The 20634-nt window shown below is 70.8% G+C and carries 21 protein-coding genes; 16 read left to right on the forward strand and 5 right to left on the reverse strand.

Going from position 1 to position 20634, the window contains the following annotated elements; genetic code table 11:
* Positions 1-61: 61 nt before the first annotated feature.
* The 3 genes from AC3A6R_RS14460 to AC3A6R_RS14470 form a co-directional block, all read right to left on the reverse strand.
* Positions 62-361, reverse strand: coding sequence for a hypothetical protein (locus AC3A6R_RS14460; protein WP_487860581.1), 300 nt, complete (start codon positions 359-361; stop codon positions 62-64).
* A 195-nt stretch (positions 362-556) separates the two neighbouring features.
* Positions 557-883, reverse strand: a complete 327-nt coding sequence (locus tag AC3A6R_RS14465) for a CcdB family protein (RefSeq protein ID WP_487860580.1) — start codon at positions 881-883, stop codon at positions 557-559.
* 4 nt (positions 884-887) lie between these two features.
* The gene (locus AC3A6R_RS14470) at positions 888-1151 is read right to left on the reverse strand and encodes a type II toxin-antitoxin system Phd/YefM family antitoxin (protein ID WP_487860579.1); all 264 of its coding nucleotides are present in this window, start codon (positions 1149-1151) and stop codon (positions 888-890) included.
* A gap of 113 nt (positions 1152-1264) precedes the next feature.
* Between AC3A6R_RS14470 and AC3A6R_RS14475 the strand changes: the two genes are divergently transcribed.
* The 11 genes from AC3A6R_RS14475 (at position 1265) to AC3A6R_RS14525 (ending at position 12574) form a co-directional block, all read left to right on the forward strand.
* Positions 1265-1978, forward strand: coding sequence for a TetR/AcrR family transcriptional regulator (locus AC3A6R_RS14475; protein WP_487860578.1), 714 nt, complete (start codon positions 1265-1267; stop codon positions 1976-1978).
* 129 nt (positions 1979-2107) lie between these two features.
* Positions 2108-3088: a Bug family tripartite tricarboxylate transporter substrate binding protein gene (locus AC3A6R_RS14480; RefSeq protein ID WP_487864691.1), complete on the forward strand. Its 981-nt coding sequence runs from the start codon at positions 2108-2110 to the stop codon at positions 3086-3088.
* On the forward strand, positions 3085-3453 hold the full coding sequence (locus AC3A6R_RS14485) for a Zn-ribbon domain-containing OB-fold protein (RefSeq protein WP_487860576.1): 369 nt from the start codon (positions 3085-3087) through the stop codon (positions 3451-3453). Before AC3A6R_RS14480 ends, AC3A6R_RS14485 begins: the two co-directional genes overlap by 4 nt.
* Positions 3450-4607 carry a thiolase family protein gene (locus tag AC3A6R_RS14490; protein ID WP_487860575.1) on the forward strand — a complete coding sequence of 386 codons (1158 nt, stop codon included), beginning with the start codon at positions 3450-3452 and terminating at the stop codon, positions 4605-4607. The genes AC3A6R_RS14485 and AC3A6R_RS14490 overlap by 4 nt, the downstream gene beginning before the upstream one ends.
* 28 nt (positions 4608-4635) lie before the next feature.
* A complete protein-coding gene (locus AC3A6R_RS14495) occupies positions 4636-5427 on the forward strand; it encodes an enoyl-CoA hydratase/isomerase family protein (RefSeq protein WP_487860574.1) in 792 nt (263 codons plus the stop codon).
* Between the two features lie 55 nt (positions 5428-5482).
* Positions 5483-6295 (forward strand): SDR family NAD(P)-dependent oxidoreductase, encoded by an 813-nt coding sequence (locus tag AC3A6R_RS14500; RefSeq protein ID WP_487860573.1) that lies wholly within the window; start codon positions 5483-5485, stop codon positions 6293-6295.
* 8 nt (positions 6296-6303) lie between these two features.
* Positions 6304-7323: an NAD(P)H-dependent flavin oxidoreductase gene (locus AC3A6R_RS14505; RefSeq protein ID WP_487860572.1), complete on the forward strand. Its 1020-nt coding sequence runs from the start codon at positions 6304-6306 to the stop codon at positions 7321-7323.
* On the forward strand, positions 7320-8852 hold the full coding sequence (locus AC3A6R_RS14510; RefSeq protein WP_487860571.1) for an AMP-binding protein: 1533 nt from the start codon (positions 7320-7322) through the stop codon (positions 8850-8852). The genes AC3A6R_RS14505 and AC3A6R_RS14510 overlap by 4 nt, the downstream gene beginning before the upstream one ends.
* Position 8853: 1 nt before the next feature.
* The gene (locus tag AC3A6R_RS14515) at positions 8854-10056 is read left to right on the forward strand and encodes an iron-containing alcohol dehydrogenase family protein (protein WP_487860570.1); all 1203 of its coding nucleotides are present in this window, start codon (positions 8854-8856) and stop codon (positions 10054-10056) included.
* Positions 10057-10093: 37 nt separating this feature from the next.
* A complete protein-coding gene (locus tag AC3A6R_RS14520; protein ID WP_487860569.1) occupies positions 10094-11572 on the forward strand; it encodes an aldehyde dehydrogenase family protein in 1479 nt (492 codons plus the stop codon).
* 33 nt (positions 11573-11605) lie between these two features.
* Complete coding sequence (locus tag AC3A6R_RS14525; RefSeq protein ID WP_487860568.1) at positions 11606-12574, forward strand: Bug family tripartite tricarboxylate transporter substrate binding protein; 969 nt, start codon at positions 11606-11608, stop codon at positions 12572-12574.
* On the opposite strand, the gene AC3A6R_RS14530 is transcribed toward AC3A6R_RS14525, so the two are convergent.
* The gene (locus tag AC3A6R_RS14530) at positions 12549-13508 is read right to left on the reverse strand and encodes a LysR substrate-binding domain-containing protein (RefSeq protein WP_487864692.1); all 960 of its coding nucleotides are present in this window, start codon (positions 13506-13508) and stop codon (positions 12549-12551) included. The two genes, AC3A6R_RS14525 and AC3A6R_RS14530, sit on opposite strands and share 26 nt — an antisense overlap.
* Positions 13509-13610: 102 nt before the next feature.
* Here AC3A6R_RS14530 and AC3A6R_RS14535 point away from each other — a divergent pair, with 102 nt between their 5' ends.
* Positions 13611-14585 carry a tripartite tricarboxylate transporter substrate binding protein gene (locus tag AC3A6R_RS14535; protein WP_487864693.1) on the forward strand — a complete coding sequence of 325 codons (975 nt, stop codon included), beginning with the start codon at positions 13611-13613 and terminating at the stop codon, positions 14583-14585.
* A gap of 11 nt (positions 14586-14596) precedes the next feature.
* Complete coding sequence (locus AC3A6R_RS14540) at positions 14597-15517, forward strand: alpha/beta hydrolase (RefSeq protein WP_487860565.1); 921 nt, start codon at positions 14597-14599, stop codon at positions 15515-15517.
* Here the strand turns inward: AC3A6R_RS14540 and AC3A6R_RS14545 are convergent.
* Positions 15465-16133 (reverse strand): Crp/Fnr family transcriptional regulator, encoded by a 669-nt coding sequence (locus AC3A6R_RS14545; protein WP_487860564.1) that lies wholly within the window; start codon positions 16131-16133, stop codon positions 15465-15467. The two genes, AC3A6R_RS14540 and AC3A6R_RS14545, sit on opposite strands and share 53 nt — an antisense overlap.
* 274 nt (positions 16134-16407) lie before the next feature.
* On the opposite strand from AC3A6R_RS14545, the gene AC3A6R_RS14550 reads away from it, so the two are divergent.
* From AC3A6R_RS14550 to AC3A6R_RS14560, 3 genes are read left to right on the forward strand one after another with little or no spacing between them, the layout of a single operon-like run.
* Positions 16408-17469: a porin gene (locus AC3A6R_RS14550; protein ID WP_487860563.1), complete on the forward strand. Its 1062-nt coding sequence runs from the start codon at positions 16408-16410 to the stop codon at positions 17467-17469.
* A gap of 8 nt (positions 17470-17477) precedes the next feature.
* Positions 17478-19616 carry an acetate--CoA ligase family protein gene (locus AC3A6R_RS14555; protein WP_487864694.1) on the forward strand — a complete coding sequence of 713 codons (2139 nt, stop codon included), beginning with the start codon at positions 17478-17480 and terminating at the stop codon, positions 19614-19616.
* Positions 19613-20620, forward strand: coding sequence for a Bug family tripartite tricarboxylate transporter substrate binding protein (locus tag AC3A6R_RS14560; RefSeq protein ID WP_487864695.1), 1008 nt, complete (start codon positions 19613-19615; stop codon positions 20618-20620). The genes AC3A6R_RS14555 and AC3A6R_RS14560 overlap by 4 nt, the downstream gene beginning before the upstream one ends.
* Positions 20621-20634 lie beyond the last annotated feature (14 nt).

A 20634-nucleotide genomic window follows, 5' to 3' on the forward strand; every position in this document is an offset into this window, starting at 1 on the left:
CCGACGTAGCGCGGCCTTTTCCGGAGGACGATCTTGGTTCGTGGTCAGCGCTGTGACGCGCTCATCGCTCACGAACCAGTTTGGAGTATCGCCAGCCTCCCCAGATCACTCCAACGGTTACGCCGATCCCGACGCTCAGGCCGACCGACCACCCCAACCCGAAGGCCAGGAGCAGCATCAACCCGACACAGACCAGCCCAATGAAAATCGACGTGACGAAGTCGAAGCGCACGACCTCGAACGTGTCTTTCCCAACACTGCGCGGACTGCGACCGTGCTTGCTGCGCTGGCGCCTGAACACTAAGACATCCGTCACGAGTTCGAAGAAGCCGGTGCACAGATCGGCCAAGATGCTCCACATCGGGTGGCTCCATTCGGGTAACGACCGGGTTGTCGCTGTTGTCGAAACTTCGTGCGACCAGGGCGGATGTCGCATGACGTTGGAATGCTGCCGTCTTCGGCACGGGTGCTTTCGCAACCAGTTTTCTCGAACGCGGGGTTGACCGAGTTGGTCAACGTCCGGTGTTGGCCCGAGTTGAGCCCGCGCATTGTTCCCCTATCCCCAGGCCCTGGTCATCAACTCGTCCATCGCATCAATGATCTGTTGCCCATATTCCGCAAGAGAATCAAATGCGGCACCAAGTTGATCGGTAGCCACGGATACCACCTGCAGAGGGTTGAGAACGACTTCGACACCCCCAATCCGGAAGATGGGATTCATCCGGGACCCAGAAACTGATGCGCCGGGAGCGTGCTGGCGCAAGACCAAAGGAGCAACCACTCTGCGACGATAGGCATCGAAGCGCGCAGACTGGATGACCACCACAAAGGGAATGCTCTCTTTCTGGCTCCCTTTGTTGCGATGAACGTCGAATTGCGCCACTGGTTCAGAGCGTTGAGTGCTCGTCCGCGAACGCGCCGAACCTGGTGTCGAAATCATTCCAGGCCTGTGCGCTTGTCGTGGCCCAGTCGCGCGCAGATTTGCCTTGACCACTCCGTGCACGCGCCTCTTGGAACTCTTTCATGTCTTGAGGCGAGATCATGTAGGCAGCGGGCCGCCCGTGACGCGTGATGATGACGGGCTCGCGCTGCGCTGTGTCGAGGAGCTGCCCGAATTTGTTTTGCGCCTCGACGGACGTAATGGTGATCATGTTCGATCCTTCAAAGTAGCTAGCTTGGACATTTTAGCGCGCAGGGTGCTGATGCCCAGGCAAATACGTGAAACTTACTTGCAATCGTGATTGCAAGTATTTAACATCGCGGCATGACACAAGCCCGTCCCGAGACGCCGTCGCTGTCCTCGCCGCCCGACGAGGCCTCCTCCCGGTCCGCCAACGACAGCGCCACCCATGCCCCGCGCCGCACGCGGCGCACGCAGGCCGAGCGCGTGGCCGAATCGGACCGCCGCCTGTTCGAGGCGGCCACGCACCTGATCGCCAAGCACGGCTACACCCAGACCACGCTCGAGGCCATTGGCGTAGAGGCCGGCTACAGCCGCGGCCTGGTGCAGCACCGCTTCGGCAACAAGGACCGCCTGCTCGACGAGCTGATCAAGAAGATCGCCGCCGACCACCGCGAGCGCCTGCTGGCACGGCTGCGCGGCCTCTCGGGCGTGGACGCGCTGTTCTGCGAAATCGACTGCTACCTCGAAAGCATGGACACGGCGCGCGACAGCTCGCGCGCCTTCTTCATGCTGATGCAAGAGTCGCTCGGGCCGGCGCCGCACATCCGGCCCACCTTCGCGGCGATCAGCGCGCGCTGGCACCGCGCGCTCGCGCGGCAGGTCGAGAACGGCCAGCGCGCCGGCCAGATCCGCGACGACATCGATCCCGAACGCGAAGCGCAGCTGCTCATCGCCACCGCGCGCGGCCTGCGCACGCAGGCGATGCTCAATCCGCAGACCAGCGACATCGCCTCGGCGATCCAGGCCTTCAAGGACGGCCTGCGCGCGCGCTGGCTGAAGCCCGCCACCGGCTAGGCCCGCCGCACCCTTTTCTTCGACGCGCCCAGAACCTTTTCGCCCGGCCCGCGCCCGGCGAACGGGACAGGCTCGTCCCATCGTTTCCCTCTTCTTCTTCTTTCTTTTCTTCACGGAGACATCACCACCATGCGAACCTCGTGGCTTCGCCCGCTCCTGCTCACGCTGCCGTTGGGCCTCGCGGCCTTCGGCGCCAGTGCCCAGGCGAACGACTTTCCCGCCAAGCCGATCCACCTCGTCGTGGGCTTCGCGCCCGGCGGCGCCTCCGACATCGTCGCGCGGCTGCTGCAGCCCGAGCTGCAGAAGCGGCTGGGGCAGCCGATCGTCATCGACAACCGCCCCGGCGCCAACGGCAACATCGCCAACGAGGTGGTCGCCCGCGCCGAACCCGACGGCTACACGCTGCTCTTGGGCAATCCGGGGCCGCTGGTGTTCAACCCCTTTCTCTACAAGCAGGTGCCGGTCGATCCGGCCAAGGCGTTCGCGCCCGTGTCGCAACTGACCGAAAGCCCGATGGTGATCGTGGTGCCCGCCAGGTCGCCGCTCAAGTCGGTGGCCGACCTCGTCGCCCAGGCCAAGGCCAAGCCCGGGGGCCTTGCGTACGGCTCGGCCGGCAACGGCAGTTCGATGCACTTGGCTGGCGCGACGCTGCAAATGCGCACCGGCGCCGCGCTCGTGCACGTGCCCTACAAGGGCAGCGGCCCGGCCATCACCGACCTGCTCGGCGGCCAGCTCGACTTCATGCCCGACAGCCGCTCGACGACGATGCCGTTCATCCGCGATGGCCGCCTGCGCGCGCTGGCGGTCACGGGCGAGCGCCGTGTGGCGGACCTGCCCGACGTGCCCACCGTGGCCGAAGCCGGCGTGCCGGACTTCAAGGTCACCACCTGGCTCGGCGTGGTGGCGCCGGCCGGCACACCGCCGCCCGTCATCAAGCGATTGCACGAGGCCTTCAGCGAAACGCTGAAACAGCCGGCCATCAAGACCCGCCTCGACGAGCTCGGCACCAATGCCATGGGCAGCACGCCCGAAGCCTTCGGCCGCGCGATGGAACAGGAGCGCAAGGAAGCGCGCCAGCTCGTGCAGCAGACCGGGATGAAGATCGAATGAGCGCCGCCGTCCTCGAACTCGCGCGCTGTACCGCGTGCGGCGGCACCAGCTTTCCGGCGCAGGTGCCGGGCTGCCGCCACTGCGGCGCGGCACCGGCGCAATTGCGCGCCGAGGCCTGCGGCGAACCCGCGCGCCTGCTCAACTTCGTCACGGTGCATGCGCCGCTGGCGCCCGGGCTCCAGGTGCCCGCGGTGATCGGTGAAGTGGCGCTCGCGCCGGATCTCGTCGAGGAAGCCCTCCTCGACGTGGCGGACGAAAGCGTCCTCACGCTCGGCATGGCGCTCAGCGCATGCTGGCAGACCGGCGCCGAAGGCGCGTCCGGCCACTGGGTGTTCCGTCCGCTCGATGCCGAGGTGAACGCATGACGACGAACCCGACTCCCCTGCTGCGCGAACGCGCCGTGTATGTCGTCGGCATCGGGCTGCACCCCTACGCCTTTCCCTCCGAGACGCCATACGTGCAGCTCGGCCTGCATGCCGTGCGCGAGGCGCTGGCCGACGCCGGGCTCGCGTGGCCGCAGGTCCGCTCGGCGGTGGTCGGCACCGCCGCGCTCGGCATGGCCGCCGGCCGCGTGATGCTGCGCCACCTCGGCTCCACCGGGCTCGAGGTGATGCAGGTGGAAAACGCCTCGGCCTCCGGCTCGACGGCCTTTCGCATCGCCTGCCTGCAGGTGGCCAGCGGCGAGCACGACGTGGTGCTGGCCATGGGCGTCGACAAGTTCGGCGACGGCCGCCGCGCCGTGCTGAAGGACGGGCTGGCGCCGCTCAGCCCCACGTCGAATGTGCCGCTGGTGAAGTTCGCGCTGCTGGCGCGGCGCTTCATGCGCGAACGCGGCCTGACGCGCGAAGACATGGCCCGCGTCGCGGTCAAGAACCACGGCAATGCCGCGCGCAATCCGTACGCACAGTTCCGCAAGCCGCGCACCCTCGAACAGGTGCTGGCCTCGGCGCCGGTGGCGGGCGACCTCACCGCGATGCAGTGCTGTCCGCGCGGCGAAGGCGCCGCGGCGGTGATCGTGGTCTCCGAAGCCGCGCTCCAGCGCCTCGGCCTGCCGCGCGAGCGCGCCGTGCGCGTGCTGGCCTCCACGGCCACGAGCGAGATGCTGCCGGCCGACGACGCGCCCGCGCTCGTCGACCTGGTGCGCACGTCGTCGGCGGCCGCGCTGGCGCAGGCCGGCATCGGCGCCAACGAGCTGGACATCGTCGAACTGCACGACGCCTTCACGATCGAGGAGCTGCTCTACACCGAGGCCGTGGGCGTCTGCGAAACCGGCGAAGGCGCGGCCTACGTCGCGCGCGGCGACGCCGACATCGGCGGGCGCTGCGCCATCAATCCCTCGGGCGGGCTGATCGGCATGGGCCATCCGCTCGGCCCCACCGGCATCGGCCAGGTGGCCGAGATCGCGCGGCAGCTGCGCGGCGAAGCCGAAGGCCGCCAGCACCCCCATGCCCGCCTCGCGCTGGCCCACATGATCGGCCTCGGCTCTGTGGCCGTGGCCCACGTACTCGCACGCGCCTGATGCAGGCGAAGAAGAAGACACCACTGCCATGAACTACGACACCCTGCTCTACGAGGTCACCGACGCGGTGGCCGTGATCCGGCTCAACCGCCCCGAGCGCATGAACGCGATCGGCGGCGCCATGAAGGCCGAGCTGCGCGACGCGCTGCTCGAACGCGCGCGCCATGACGACGCGGTGCGCTGCGTGGTCATCACGGGCGCGGGCGATCGCGCCTTCTGCGCCGGCGCCGACATCAAGGAGCGCGCCGGCAGCACGACGCCGCAGGCGCACTACCACCTGCAGCAGAAGGCCACGCACGAGCTGTTCCGCGCCATCGAGCAGTTCGAGAAGCCGGTCATCGCCGCCATCAACGGCGTGGCGATGGGCGGCGGACTGGAGATCGCACTGTGCTGCGACGTGCGCATCGCGGCGCGCGGCGCGAAGCTGGCGCTGCCCGAAGCGCGCATCGGCGCCCTGCCCGCCGCCGGCGGCACGCAGCGCCTGCCGCGCCTGGTGGGCCCCGGCATCGCCAAGGAGCTGATGCTCACGGGCGACCACATCGACGCCGAGCGCGCGCTCGCGATCGGCCTGGTGAACCAGGTCGTGGCGCCCGAGGCGCTCATGGCCACCGCCATGGCGATGGCCGCGCGCATCGCCGCCAATGCGCCGCTCGCGGTGCGCCACATCAAGCACGCGGTCGACACGGGCCTGCAGGTGGGCATCGACGCCGGCCTCGAATACGAGCGCTATGCGGCCGCGCTGGTGGTCGCCAGCGACGACCGCCGCGAGGGCATGCAGGCCTTCGTCGAGAAGCGCAAGCCGGTCTTCCGCGGCCAGTGAGCGCCGCGGTTTCCTTCACACCCCACAACGACATCGCAACAAGGAAAGCAACGACATGGATCTGAACCTCAAGGGCCGCGTGGCCTTCGTGACCGGCGGCGGCCAGGGCGTGGGCCGCCGCATCTGCCTGGACCTGGCCGCCGAAGGCGTTGCCGTGGCCGTGAACGACATCTTCGAAGAGCGCGCGCAAGCCGTGGTGCGTGAGATCGCGGCGGCCGGTGGGCGCGCCTTCGCGGCCGTGGCCGACATCACCGCGCAGCATGAAGTGGAGGCCGCCGTCACCGCGACGCAGGAGGCGCTGGGCCCGGTCGACATCCTCGTGAACAACGCCGGCGTGCTGGTCGAGCGGCGCGAGAAGGGCGGCGCCGCGCCGCTCTTCCTCGAGACCGAGGCCGAGGGCTGGCAGCGCATCGTCGACCTCAACGTGTTCGCGATGATGTACTGCTGCAAGGCCGTGCTGCCCGGCATGAAAGAAAGGCGCCACGGCAAGATCGTCAACATCATGTCGGAGGCCGGGCGCGCGGGCGAGGCGCGGCTGGCCGTGTATTCGGGCGCCAAGGCCGCCATGCTCGGCTTTGCCAAGGCGATCGCGCGCGAGCACGGCGCCGACTGCATCAACGTCAACGTGATCGCGCTCGGTGCGGTGTCGCACGAGGGTATCCGCGAAGGCGCGCTGAGCCCCGAATCCACGCCCGAGAACAACGAGCGTCTGGCCAAGATGCTCAACGCCTACCCGATCTCGCGCGGCCTGCGCCGCCTGGCCCGCCCCGAGGACATCTCGGGCATGGTCTGCCTGCTGGCTTCCGACCGCGCCGCCTACATCACGGGGCAGAGCATCGGCATCAGCGGCGGCTTCGTGATGCAGTGACCGGCACGATGTTCCGCACCCGTCTCACGGAACTCCTCGGCATGCGGCTGCCCGTGCTGGGCGGCGGCTTGATGTGGCTGTCCGACGCGCGCTACGTGGCCGCGCTGGCACGCGCCGGCGCGCTGGGCTTTCTCACGCCGCGCTCCTTCGACGGGCCGGAAGAGTTCCGTGCCGCGGTGCGCGCCTGCCGCGAAGCCAGCGCGGGGCAGCCCTTCGGCGTCAACATCACGCAGTCGAGGCGCGCCGAAGAGAACCGGCTCGTGCCCGCGTGGATCGACATCGGCCTGGAAGAAGGCGCGCGCTGCTTCGAGACCGTCGGTCCCTCGCCCTCTCACCTGTTCGCGCGCATCCACGCCGGCGGGGCGCGTGTGGTGCACAAGTGCGCCTTCATCGCGCATGCGCTCAAGGCGCAGGACGACGGCGCCGATGCGGTGGCCCTGGTCGGCTGCGAAGCCGGCGGCCATCCGGGCACCAACGAGCTGCCGACCTTCGTGCTCGGCGCGCTCGCGCTGGAGCGCCTGCACGTTCCGCTGGCCCTGGGCGGCGGCATCGGCAGCGGGCGGCAGATCGCCGCGGCGCTGGCCCTGGGCGCCGATGCGGTCGTGATGGGCACGCGCCTGCTGGTGTGCGAGGAGATCTGGGCCCACGACGACTACAAGCGCCACCTCGCGGCCCAGCCGGCAGAGGCGTCGACGCTGGCGCTGCGCAGCACGGGCCACCCCTGGCGCGTGCTCGACAACCAGACCGTGCAGCGCACCCGTGCACTCGAGGCCGAGGGCGTCTGCCGCTATCCCGACTTCGGCGCGCTCGCCACCGGCCGCCTCGGCCGCGACAACGCCTACGCGGGCGGCGACTGGAACACCGGTCTGCTCTCGATGGGCCCGGCGATCGGTTTTGCTGACCGCATCGAGCCCGTGCAGGCGGTGCTGCAGCGCCTCATGGACGACGCCGCCACCGGCGCCGCGCACCTGCGCGCGCTGACTCCCTCCTCCACCCTTTCGCCTTCGAACTTGCACTCGCACCCATGAACCCGAACCTCACGCTCCACTGCAGCAGCCGCAGCCTGCAGGGCACCACGCTGCAGGCGCAGGCCGCACGCGCCGCCAGCGGCTTCCAGTCGCTGGGCCTCAAGCCCGGCGACACCGTCGCGGTGATGCTGCGCAACGACCTGCCCTACCTCGAACTGATGCTGGCACTGGGCCGCCTCGGCGTGCACCTGGTGGCGGTGAACTGGCACTTCCAGGCCGACGAGGCCGCCTACGTGTTCCAGGACAGCGCCGCGCGCGCGCTGGTGATCCACGCCGACCTGTGGCCGCGCCTGGCCGACGCGGTGCCCGCCGGGCTGCCGGTGCTGATCGTGCCCACGCCGCAGGACGTGCGCGAGGCCTACGCGCTCGAACCCACGCCCATGCCCGCCGGCGCGCAGGACTGGGCCACCTGGCGCGATGCCTTTGCGCCCTGCACCAGCGAGCCGGTGCCCTCCGTGGGCAGCATGCTCTACACCTCGGGCACCACCGGCCGCCCCAAGGCGGTGATGCGCCTGCCCGGCACGCCGCAACAGCATGCGGGCTCCAAGCGCGTGCGCGCACTCGCGAGCCGGGCCCGCGAAGGCATGCGCACCGCGGTGGTCGGGCCGCTCTACCATGCCGGCCCCAACGCCGCGGCACGCGTGGCGCTGGACCTGGCCGAGCGCATCGTCGTGCTGCCGCGCTTCGACGCCGAGCAGCTGCTCAGCGCCATCGCCGAGCACCGCATCACGCACCTGTCGCTGGTGCCGGTGATGCTGGTGCGGCTGCTCAAGCTGCCGGCCGAGGTGCGCGCGCGCTACGACGTCTCGTCGCTGGAGAACGTTACGCATGGCGGCTCGCCCTGCGCGCCCGAGGTGCGGCGCGCCATGATCGACTGGTGGGGGCCGATCGTGAACGAGACCTACGGCTCCACCGAGACCGGCCTCGTCACCTGGGTGAGCGCCACCGAATGGCTCGCCCGCCCGGGCACCGCCGGGCGCGCGTTCGACGGCATGTCGCTGCGCATCCTCGACGCCGAGGGCCGCGTGCTGCCGCCCGGCGAGGTCGGCGAGATCTACGTCGACCCGGGCGACAACGCCTTGCCCTTCACCTACCGCAACAACGACGCCGCGCGGCGCGCCATCGAGCGCGACGGCCATGTGACCAACGGCGACATCGGCTACCTGGATGCCGAGGGCTACCTCTACGTCACCGACCGCAAGCGCGACATGGTGATCTCGGGCGGCGTGAACATCTACCCGGCCGAGATCGAGCATGTGCTGGTGACGAATCCACTGGTCGCCGACTGTGCGGTGTTCGGCATTCCCGATGCGGAATACGGCGAAGCCGTGGCGGCCGCGGTGGTGCGCGCACCGGGCAGCCGCATCACCGAGGCCGAGGTGCGCGACTGGGTGCGCCAGCGCCTGGCCGGCTACAAGGTGCCGCGCCATGTGGAGTTCCACGACGCGCTGCCGCGCGAAGGCATGGGCAAGGTGTTCAAGAACCAGTTGCGGGCGCCGCATTGGGAACGCGCGGGCCGCCGCATCTGACATGGCAATCACGGCACTCCCCGCCTTCTTCGGCACCGAGCCCGACCGCTTCGACTTCGCATGGCCGGGCCATGCGGTGTTCGGCGACGGCTGCGCGCAGCAGCAGCTGCCGGCCTGGGCCGTGGGCCGGGGCGTGCGGCGGCTGCTGGTGCTCAGCGATGCCGGACTCGTGAAGGCCGACATCGTGGCGCCGCTGGTCGATGCGCTGCGCGCTGCCGGATGCGCACCCGTGCTGTTCGACGGTGTGGCCGCGAACCCCACGCTCGACAACGTGCGCCAGGCCCGCGCCTGCTGGGAGGCGCAGCGTTGCGACGGCCTCGTGGCCATTGGCGGCGGCAGTGTGATCGACGTGGGCAAGGTGCTGGTCGCCGGACTCTGCGCCGACGCGCCCATCGAGGAGGTGCTGCGCGAAGGCGACCGCGTGCTGACGCGCGATGCGCCGCCCTTCGCCGCCGTGCCGACCACGGCGGGCACGGGCAGCGAGAGCACCACCGCCGCGCTCGTGAAGGACGACCAGGGCCGCAAGCACGTGCTGCGCAGCCGGCGCAGCCGTCCGCAATGGCTGGCGCTCGATCCCGGCCTCACGCTGAGCCTGCCGCTTTCGGTGACCGCCAGCACCGGCTTCGACACCGTGATGCACGCGCTCGGCGCGGCCACCAACCGCGCGACCAACCCGGTCGGCGAGGCGCTGGCCTTGCAGGCACTGGCATTGTCAATGCGGGCGCTGCCCGCCGTGCTGGCCGAGCCTGCCTCGCTGAAGGCGCGCAGCGACATGCTGCTGGCCAGCTACCTCGCCGGCGTTGCGATGAGCCTGCGCGGCGTCGACGGCATCCACGGCCTGTGCACGCCGCTCGAAGCGCTGGTCGACGTTCCCCATGCGCACGTGCTGGCCGTGACCTGCGTGCCGCTGATGGCCTTCACGCTGCCCGCGGCCACGCCGCGCTATGCGCAGGCCGCGCGGGCCTGCGGGCTCGGCAGCCCCGGCGATGGCGACGACGCACTGGCCCGCGCGCTCGTGGACGCGATCGACGGCCTGCGCCGACGGTCCGGCCTGCCGTGCACGCTGACCGAACTCGGCCTTCGCGCCGACGCGCTCGGCCCGGCCATCGATACGGCCATGGCCAACGCCTCGCTGCGGCTCAACGCGCGGCAACCCACGCGCGAAGACATCGCCGCGCTCTATCGCGCCATGCAGCCGGCCTGAGGCCGCGCTGTTTTCATTGCCCCTTGCGTATTCCCACATGCAGACACCCTCACCCTCCTCCATTCTCCGGACCGGCGTCTATCCGCTGCTGATCGACGGCGAAGAACGCCCCGGCGCCGCAGGGCGCCATTTCGAAGTCGGCAACCCATCGACGGGGCGCCCGCTCGCGCAGGTCGCCGAGGCCGATGCCGGCGACGTCGATGCGGCCGTGCGCGCCGCCCAGCACGCCTTCGACACGCACTGGCGCCAGACCTCGGCGCGCCAGCGCAGCCGGCTGCTGCGCAAGTTGGCCGACGCGCTCGAGAAGCGCAGCGAACAGATGGCATGGCTCGAAGCGTGGAACGTGGGTCGCCCCATCACTCTCACGCGCGGCTCGCTGCAGACCATGCTCGACGGCATCGAGTACATCGCGGGCGTCTCGCAAGGCATCGGCGGGCAGACGCTCAACGTGGCCGACACCCACATCGTCAACTTCACGCTGCGCGAGCCCTTCGGCGTGGTGGGGCTGATCCTGCCGTGGAACTACCCGCTGACCCTCACGCTGAGCAAGCTGATGCCGGTGCTGGCCGCGGGGAACACCGCGGTCATCAAGGCGTCGGAGATCACGCCGCTGTCGTCGGTCGAGCTCGGCGCCGCGATCCTCGAGGCCGGCTTTCCGCCCGGCGTGGTCAACATCGTGCACGGCCCTGGCGCGACGGTCGGCCAGGCGCTGGTGGACCACCCGCTGGTGCAGAAGATCTCGTTCACCGGCGGCACCGAAACCGGCAAGGCCATCTACCGCAGCGCCGCCGAGCGCATCAAGCGCGTGACGCTCGAGCTCGGCGGCAAGTCGCCGCTGATCGTCTTCGACGACGCCGACCTCGACGCGGCCGCCGCCGTGGCGCTGCAGGACGTGAGCCGCAACACCGGCCAGATCTGCGTGGCCTGCACGCGCCTGCTGGTGCACGAGCGCGTGGCCGATGCCTTCACCGAGAAGCTGCGCGAGGCCTACGCTCGCATCCGCATCGGCCTGCCCGACGACCCGCAGACCCAGATGGGCCCGCTGGTCAGCCGCGCGCAGCAGCAGCGCGTGCAGCACTACATCGACATCGGCCGCGACGAACAAGCGCAGCCCGAGACGATGCAGGACCTGTCGCACCGCGCCGACCTGCAGGCCGGCTTCTTTGCCGCGCCCACGCTGTTCCTGCAGGGGCGCAGCGAGATGCGCGTCGCGCAGGAAGAGATCTTCGGCCCGGTGCAGGTGCTGATCCGGTTTCGCGATGAAGACGACGCCGTGCGCATCGCCAACGACAGCCGCTTCGGACTGGCGGGCGTGGTCTACACGCGCGACACCGGCCGCGCCATGCGCCTGTGCAAGGCGCTGCAGATCGGCAACCTCGCGATCAACGACCCGATCAAGGCCACGGCCGATGCACCGTTCGGCGGCTTCAAGGAATCGGGCCTGGGCAAGGAGCGCGGACTCGACGCGATCCTGGAGAACACGCAGTTGAAGAACGTGCGCTTCTCGATGCGCTGAGGCCTTTCATTTTTTTCAAAGGAGACAAGAGACATGAAGAAGATTCGCATTGCAAAACTGCTGCTCGCGCTCGCCGCGAGCGCGCTGGCACCGGCCTGGGCCGCGACATTCCCGGAGCGGCCCGTGAAGATGCTCGTGGGCTTCGCGGCCGGCGGCATCACCGACATCACGGCGCGCCAGATCGCCGAGAACATGAGCCGCACCCTCGGCCAGGCCGTGGTGGTCGAGAACCGCGCCGGCGCCGGCGGCAACATCGCCACCTCCGAGCTCGCGCGCGCGCAGCCCGACGGCTACACCCTCATGCTGGCCTCGCCGGGGCAACTCGTGGTCAACCCGCTCACGCAGAAGTCGCCGGGCTTCGATCCCAAGACCCAGTTCACGCTCGTGAGCCTGGCCAACGAGAGCCCCTTCGTGCTGGTCGTGCCCGCGAACTCCAAGTTCAAGAGCGTGGCCGAGATGGTGGCCTGGGGCAAGAGCAATGAAGGCGGCCTCAGCTTCGCCTCGCCCGGGCTCGGCACCACGATGCACATCGCGGGCGAGATGCTGCAGGTCATGGCCGGCGTGAAGGCGGTGCACATACCGTACCGCGGCGGTGCGCAGTCGACCAACGACCTGGTGGCCGGCCGCATCGACTTCATGATCGACAGCGTGGGCGCGGTCGCGACGCAGCTGCAGGCCGGCCAGCTCAAGGTACTGGCCGTGGCGAGCGGCCGCAAGCTGTCGCAGTTCCCCGATGTACCGCTCCTGTCGAGCATCTACCCGGGCCTCGAGGTGTCGTCCTGGCTCGGCGTGGTCGGCCCGCCCGGCATGCCAGCGGACGTGCAGCGCACCCTGGTGCGGGCCGTCGAGCAGGCGGTGCGCGAGCCCGCCTACGTGCAGATGCTCGAGAAGCGCGGCAGCGTGGTCGCAGCTTCCGGCCCGGAGGCGTTCGCGACCCACCTGGCCAAGGAGCGCGCGCGCGTCGAGCGCACGGTCGTCAAGGCAGGCCTGCGGCTGGATTGAGATCGAGGGCCGCCGCGCTGCGCAGCGCGAGCAGCACGCGCGTCAACGCCGGGCTGGGCTCCTGCCGGTCCCACACCATGCCGACCGGGCCCACGTCGGACGCGAGCGACAGCGGCAGGATCGACAGCAGGCCCAGCCGCTCGAAGTGGCGCGCCGCGACGCCCGACGTCACGCCCAGGCAGCGGCTCTCGCGCATCAGCGCCTGGTTGAGCGTGGACGAGGTCGATTCGATCCAGGCCGGCGGCGGCGCCAGCCCCTGCGCGATGAAGGTCGCATCGACCGCCCGGCGCAGCGGCGAGCCGCGCGGCGGCAGGATCCAGGCACACGCCGCGGCATCGGCCCATGTCACGCGGGCGGACCTTCTGAGCGGGTGCCTGCGGCCCGCGACGATGCAGTGCGGATCGTCGAACAGCGCCTCGTGGTGCACCTGCGCGCCGAAGGCCCGCTCGTCGAAACGGCCGACGATCAGGTCCAGCTCCCGCCGCGCGAAGCGCGCCCAGAGGCCCTCGGCAATGTCTTCGACCACCTCGAGCCGCACCGGCTCGGGCTCGCGCGCGAGTTCGCGCACGGCACGCGGCAACAGCTCGGCGCTGCTGACCAGCATGGTGCCCACACGCACCGCGCCGAGCGTTCCGGCGGCCACGGCCGCGAGTTCGTCGGCCAGCTGGCGCGAGTCGGCCACCATGCGCCGCGCATGCCGCAGCGCCACCGGCAGGTAGGGGCTGGGCTGGATCTGCCGCCCCCGCACGAAGAGCGGAACGCCCAGTGCAGACTCGATCTCGGCCAGCCATTGCGAGACCGCGGGTTGGCTCACCTCGAGCGCCGCGGCCGTCGCCGTGAGGCTGCCATGCCGCTCGACGGCCAGCAGCACCTCGAGATGCCGCAGGCGCAGGCGGCGCAGGTTCAGCGCAAGCTGATGTCCATCTTCTTGCATAAGTAATGGCAATGGACCCAGATGGATTTCCGGGTGGATCATTATGGGCACCTGAACCATCATCCGCTCCATCACCCCTCGATCACCACAGGAGTTGCAGCGATGAACCACACCACCGCCCGGCGCGCGTTGCTCGGACTGGGGCTTGCGCTGGCACTGGCCGCCAGCCACGCACAGACCGCCTATCCCGCGCGTCCCATCAAGCTGGTGGTGCCGTTTCCCGCCGGCGGCGGCACCGACATCGTGGCCCGCAGGATGGCCGAGCAGCTGCGCGTGGAGCTCGGCCAGCCGGTGATCGTCGAGAACAAGGCCGGCGCCAGCGGCAACATCGGCGCCGAGAGCGTCGCGCGCTCGGCGCCCGACGGCTACACGCTGCTGCTCACCGCCGCGCCCTTCGCCATCGCGCCGGCCGTGTTCAAGAACCTGGCCTTCGACCCCGTTTCGAGCTTCACGCCGATCGCCCAGGTCGCGAGCGTGCCGCTCCTGGTCGTGACGCGTGCCGAGTCGCCGCTCAGGACCATCGCCGACCTGGTCGCCGCCGCGAAGAAGGACGCCAACGCGATCAGCTACGCGACCTTCGGCAACGGCGCACCGCCGCACCTGGTCGGCGAGCGCATGAAGTCGCTCGGCGGCTTCGGCATGACGCACGTGCCCTACAAGGGCGGCCAGGCCGCGCTGCCCGACATCCTTTCGGGCCAGATCGGCGTGGCCATCATGGACGTGGTCTCGATGACGCCGCTGATCAAGGCCGGCCGCCTGCGCCCGCTGGCCATCACCGGGCCGCGGCGTTCGCCGGCGCTGCCCGAGGTGCCCACGCTCGCCGAAGCCGGCATCCCCTTCGACGCGGTGGGCTGGTACGCGGTGTTCGGCCCCGCCGGCATGGACCCGGCGCTCGCGACGCGGCTCAACACCGCGCTGCACAAGGTGATGGCGCGGCCCGACATGCGCACGCTGCTCCTCGATGGCGGCTCGATGCCGGTCGATGCGCAGACGCCCGCCCAATGGGCGACCGCCTTCGGCCAGGACGTGCAGCTCTGGGGCCGCATCGCGCGCGAATCCGGCGCTTCGGTCGATTGAAGGAACACGCCGTGACGACGCCGCCCCTCGTTGCCGCCGTGCCCGTGCAGGAGGTCGAGATCGTGCGCGACGTGATCTACGGCCGCGCCCTGGTGCAGCGCGGCCGGCCCGGCGGGCCGGTCGAACGCGCGCTCGCACTCGACCTCTACCGGCCCGTCGGTGCGCCACCCGCAGGCCGCGGTCGCCCCGCCTTGATCCTCGCGTTCGGCGGCGCTTTCCATCGGGGCTCCAAGGAAGACGACGCCTTCGAGGCTGAGGGCCGCAACACGGCGGTCGCCGAGTACTGCCTGCGCTTCGCGCGGCGCGGTTTTGTGGCCTGCGCGATCGACTACCGCCTGGTGCCCGAAGACCCCGAACCGGCCGATACGCCGGTGGTCGGCTCGCCCGGCCGCATCCCGACATCGCGCGTGTCGCTGGTGCGGCAGCTGATGCAGTTGCCGCCCGCCACGTCCGACATGCTGTGGCGCGGCATCGAGGCCGCCAGCGACGACATGGCCGCCGCGACCCGGTTCGTACGCGCACAGGCGGACGCTTGGCAGATCGACCCGGCGCGCATCGCCATCGGCGGCTTCTCCGCGGGCGCGCGCACCGCGCTCAATGTCGCGTTCGGCGAGCAGGTGCCGGTGGCGGCCGTGCTGGCGCTCTCGGGCTACATCGACGACGAGGACCTCGCGCGCCATCTCGCCGGCTGCAACGGCAGCGGCCCGGCCGTGCTGGTGGTGAGCGCCGAGCACGACCTCGACTACGTGGCCGCCGCGGCCCCGGGCATGGTCGCGCGCCTGAGAAGCGCGGGCCTGCATTGCGAGCATGTGGAAGTGCCCGGCGCGGGCCATTTCTATCCGGCCGAGGCGCCGGCGCGCAGCGATCGTCGCGGGCCCGTCACGGTCGAGGAAGCGATGGCGGGCTTCCTGCGCTGCCAGCTTCTTCCTTAGCCTCGGCACCCGCCGCGATGCGCGCCAGCTGCGCCGGGTCTGCAATGCGGATGCGCTTGTAGCGCATGTCGATCACCCCCTCGTCGACCAGCCGCCCGAGCTCCTTGTTGATCGTCTGGCGCGACAGGCCGAGCATTGCGGCCAGGTCGTGCTGCGACAGCCGCACCGGCAGGTTCGCGGCGTCCTCCGGCTGCCCACCGTAGAAGTAGATCAGGCTCGTCAACGTGGCGGCCACGCGCCCGCGGATCGTGTTCAGCATCTGGTTCTGCAGCAGCACGATGCTCTGCCGCTGGCGCTGCAGCGCCAGCCTGGCCACGCCGCGCCACAGCGCGGGCTCGGCATCGAGCACCGCCAGCACGGCGTCGCTCGGCAGGTGGACGATCACCGAGTCTTCGTGCGCGTGGTAGTCGTAGGGCAGCGGCACCTCCTCGAGCAGCCGCACCAGCGGCGCCACCTGGCCGGGCCCGAGCAGCGCGTTGACGTACTTTCGCCCCTGCGGGCTCATGCTGCTGATCTCGAGGCAGCCCGACACCACGGCCAGCAGCTCGCGCTTGTGCCGGTCATGCGCCAGCACCTGCGTGCGGCGGCGGTAGCGCACCAGCCGCGCGGACTTCATCAGCTCGGCCCGGCGCGCGTCGGGCCAGTGCGAGAACAGCTCGTTCCAGCGCAGCGCGCGGTCGAGCAGCGCGGCGCTCTCTTCGGCGTCCTTGGGTGTGGAAACGGGGGATCGGGCCAGCGGGTTCTCCCTGCCTTGATGTTCAGGAATCTGTCAAAGCGTTGACAGATTTGGGGGGCCTTCGTTTCTATCGTAAGCCCCGGAACTCGACAAGCACACAAGCGGCACCGCCCTGCACCCGCAGGCGGCACGCCACACCCGGAGACAACACCCCATGAAGAAGACAGCTGCCGCAGGCCTCGCGCTGACGGCCTCCACGCTCGCGCTCGCGCAGAGCACCGTGACCGTCTACGGCACCCTCGACCTCTACGTGGCGCACGCCAGGTCGGGCGCTACATCGTCGACGCGGCTCGATGACGGCGGCCAGACGGCCTCACGCATCGGTTTTCGCGGCACCGAAGACCTGGGCGGCGGCATGCGCGCGCATTTCACGCTCGAAAGCGGCTTTGCGCCCGACACCGGCAACGGCACCCTGCCCGGCCCGGCGATGTCGTTCAGCCGCCAGTCCTTCGTCGGGATCTCGGCGCCGTGGGGGCAGATCGATGCTGGCCGCATGTACACGCCGATGTTCTACGCGCTGTTCAAGGCCGATCCCTACGGCCTCAATTCGGTGTTCTCGCCCATCAACCTGGTGGCCGCGACCGACGCGCAGACGGGCATCACGCCCTTTGCGGCCCGCGCCAGCAACATGATTCGCTACCGCACGCCGGCGAGCATGGCGTTCTTCGCGGACATCGCCTACGCGCCCGGCGAATCGAGCGCACCGAGCCACCAGAGCGGCAACGTCTACGGCGGCAACATCGGCTGGGCACGTAAGCCCTACTACATCGCCTACGCCTTCCAGCGTGCACGCTCGGGCTCGGCCGCGGCGCCGGTGGCCTCGCCCGCCACCACCACCTACCAGGCGCTGACCGGCTCGTACGAGTGGTCGTCGCTCGGCCTGCAGCTCTACGCGAGCTACGTGCGCAACGCATCGAGCCTGCCCGGCGTGCCGACCGCGAAGCTCTTGAACCTGGGCGCCACCTACAACGTGACGCCAACCTCGAACCTGATCTTCGGCGCCACCGAGCGCAAGGTGGCCGGCAGCGACCGCTCGCAGCTGGCCTGGACGCTGGGCTACGACCACTACCTGAGCAAGCGCACCGTGCTCTATGCGCGCTGGCTGCGCCTCTCGAACCGGCACGGCGCCTCGGCCTCGCTCGCCACCGTGCCGGTGGCGGCCCACAGCGGCAACGACGTGCGCGTTCTCGCCACCGGCATCCGCCACAACTTCTGACCTTCGACATGCCCATCGACTTCTTCTCTTCGCAAGCCGAATCCCTGTCGGCGCTCTTCGCGCCGCGTGCCATCGCGGTGGTCGGCGCCTCGTCCAACCCGCAGAAGATCGGCGGCATCCCGGTCGACTACCTGCGCCGCTTCGGCTTCGACGGTGCGCTCTACCCGGTCAACCCGAACGCCGACCGCATCCAGGACCTGCCCGCATTTCCGAGCCTGCGCGCCATCGGCCAGCCGGTGGACCTGGCGATCCTCGCGGTGCCGTCGGCGCTGGTCGAGGGCGCGCTCGACGACGCCATCGCTTCGGGCGTGAAAGGCGTGGTGCTGTTCTCGTCGGGCTTCGCCGAGATCGGCGCCGAGGGCGCGGCCGCGCAGGCGCGGCTCGGCGCCAAGGCGCGTGCCGCGGGCGTGCGGCTGATCGGCCCCAATTGCCTGGGCTTCATGAACATCGCGCGCCACGTGTATGCGACCTTCTCGCCGGCCCCCGGCGTGGGCCGCGTGGCGCCGGGGCGCATCGGCCTGGTGAGCCAGTCGGGCGCGTTCGGCGCCTATGCGTACGCGATGGCGCGCGCGCGCGGCGTCGGCCTGTCGCTGTGGGCCACCACGGGCAACGAGGCCGACGTGCAGGTCGCCGACTGCCTGGCCTGGCTCGCGCAGGACCCCGGCACCGACGTGGTCATGGCCTACATGGAAGGCTGCCGCGACGGCCCGCGCCTGCGCGCGGCGCTGGCCCTGGCGCAGGCCAACGGCAAGACCGTGGTGATGGTCAAGGTCGGCCGCACCGCGCTCGGCGCCGAGGCCGCGGCCTCGCACACCGCCGCGCTGGCGGGCGACGACGCGGTGTACGACGCGGTGTTCCGCCAGTACGGCGTGCTGCGCGCGCGCAACCTCACGGAGTTCTTCGACCTCGCGCACAGCGCGGCCGTGGCGGGCCGCCCGCGCGACCGCTCGATCGGCCTGTTCACGCTGTCGGGCGGCGTCGGCGCGTTGATGGCCGACGAGGCCTCGGCGCAGGGGCTGGACGTGCGGCCGCTGAGCGAGCCCGCGCAGGACACGCTGCGCAGCTGGGTGCCTTTCGCGGCGCCGCGCAACCCGGTCGACATCACGGGGCAGGTCACCAACGACCTGACGCTGATCGAGCGCACGGCACGCGTGATGCTCGACGACCGCGGCTTCGCGTCGTGGATGGGCTTTCTCGCGGCCGCGGGCGCATCGGATGCGTTCTGGCCGGTGCTGCGTGCGCTGGTGACGTCGCTGCGCGCGGCCTACCCCGACACGCTGCTGGCGGTGAGCACCTTGCTGTCGCCCGAGCGCCGCGCCGAGCTCGAGGCGATGCGCTGCCTGGTGTTTGCCGACCCGTCGGACGGCATCCGCACGATCGCCGCGCTCGCGGGGCTGAAGCCCGCGGCGCCCGCTGCAGCAGCCGACGCACCGATCGCCGCGCCATTGGCGCTCGCCCCCGGCACGATGTCCGAGCCCGATGCGCTCGCCCTGCTCGCCGAGGCGGGCGTGCCGGTGGTCGCACACCGCGTGGTGCACAGCGCCGACGAGGCCGCGGCGGCCGCGGAAGCACTCGGCGATGCCGTCGTCGTGAAGATCGTCAGCGCCGACATCCCGCACAAGTCCGACGTCGGTGGCGTGGCGCTCGGCATGCGCGGCGCGGCACAGGCGCGCGCGGCCTTCGAGCGCACGCGCGACCACGCGCTCACCGCCCGGCCCGATGCGCGGCTCGGCGGCGCGCTGGTGGCGCGCATGCTGCATGGCGGCGTCGAGTGCATCGCGGGCGTGCACCGCGACCCGGTGTTCGGGCCGGTGCTGATGTTCGGCCTGGGCGGCATCCACGTCGAGACGCTCGGCGACGTGTCGCTGCGCGCGCTGCCGGTCACGCGCGACGACGCGCTGGCAATGGTGCGCGAGCTGCGCGCCTTCGCGATCCTCGAGGGCGCGCGCGGCCGCCCACCCGTCGACCTCGCGTCGATCGCCGACGCGTTGTGCGCGCTCGCGGCCTTTGCCGAGCGCGCGGGCGACACGCTCGCGAGCGCCGAGATCAACCCGCTCATCGCCCGGCCGCAAGCCGACGGCGGCTGCGTCGCGGTCGATGCGCTGGTCGTCGGTCGCGCCCTGCACACCACCGGAGAAACCGCATGAGGAAGACCACATCGACCGCCGCGCTGCGGCGCGCACTCGGCAGCGCCGCAGCGCTGGCCTTCGCCGCCGGCGGCGCGGCGGCCGCGGGGGCGGATGACGGCTTCCCCTCCAAGACCGTGCGCATCCTCGTTCAGTACCAGGCAGGCGGCTCGACCGACATCCTCGCGCGGCTGCTGGCCGAGGGCCTCTCGAAACGGCTGGGCCAGCCGGTGGTGGTCGAGAACCGCACCGGCGCGGGCGGGATCATCGGCACCGACCATGTCGCCAAGAGCGTGCCCGACGGCCACACGCTGCTGCTGACGGTGCCGGGGCCCGTCACCGCGAACCTGGCGCTCTACAGCAAGCTGCCGTACGACCCGCGCACCGACCTGCGCATGGTCTCGGACATCGCCACCATGCGCACCGTGCTGGCCGTGCACCCTTCGGTTCAGGCCACCGACTTCAAGAGCCTCGTCGCCACCGTGAAGGCCGCGCCGGGCAAGTACGCGATGGGCTCGTGGGGCCCCGGCACGCAGCCGCACCAGGTGCAGGTCCACATGGACAGGGCCTATGGCCTGCAGACGCTGCACGTGCCCTACAAGGGCGAGAGCCCGATGGCGGTCGATTTGATCGGCGGCGTGATCCAGATGACCGTCGGCTCGGTCACCACGCTGCAGCCGTACATCCAGGCCGGCAAGCTGCGCCCGCTGGCCGTCGCCGGCCTGCGCCGCGCCCGCGCGCTGCCCGATGTGCCGACCTTCGCCGAGCAGGGCTACGCCGACGAGGTCTACACGATGACCGGCCCGACCTCGCTGATGGCGCCCGCCAGGACGCCCGATGCGGTCATCGAGCGCCTGGGCCGGGAAGTCAGCGCGGTGGTGCGGCAGCCCGAGGTGAGCCGGCGCATCGAGGAACTCGGCGCCGAGCCCGTGGGCAACCTCCCGGCCGAGGCCGCCGCGGCCTACAAGGCCTTCCTGCCGGTGACGCTGAAGCTCACGCAGGCCACCGGCGTGAAGCTCGATTGAGCAGCGATCGCCCC

It is taken from the genome of Variovorax sp. Soil_C_19, assembly GCF_057657255.1.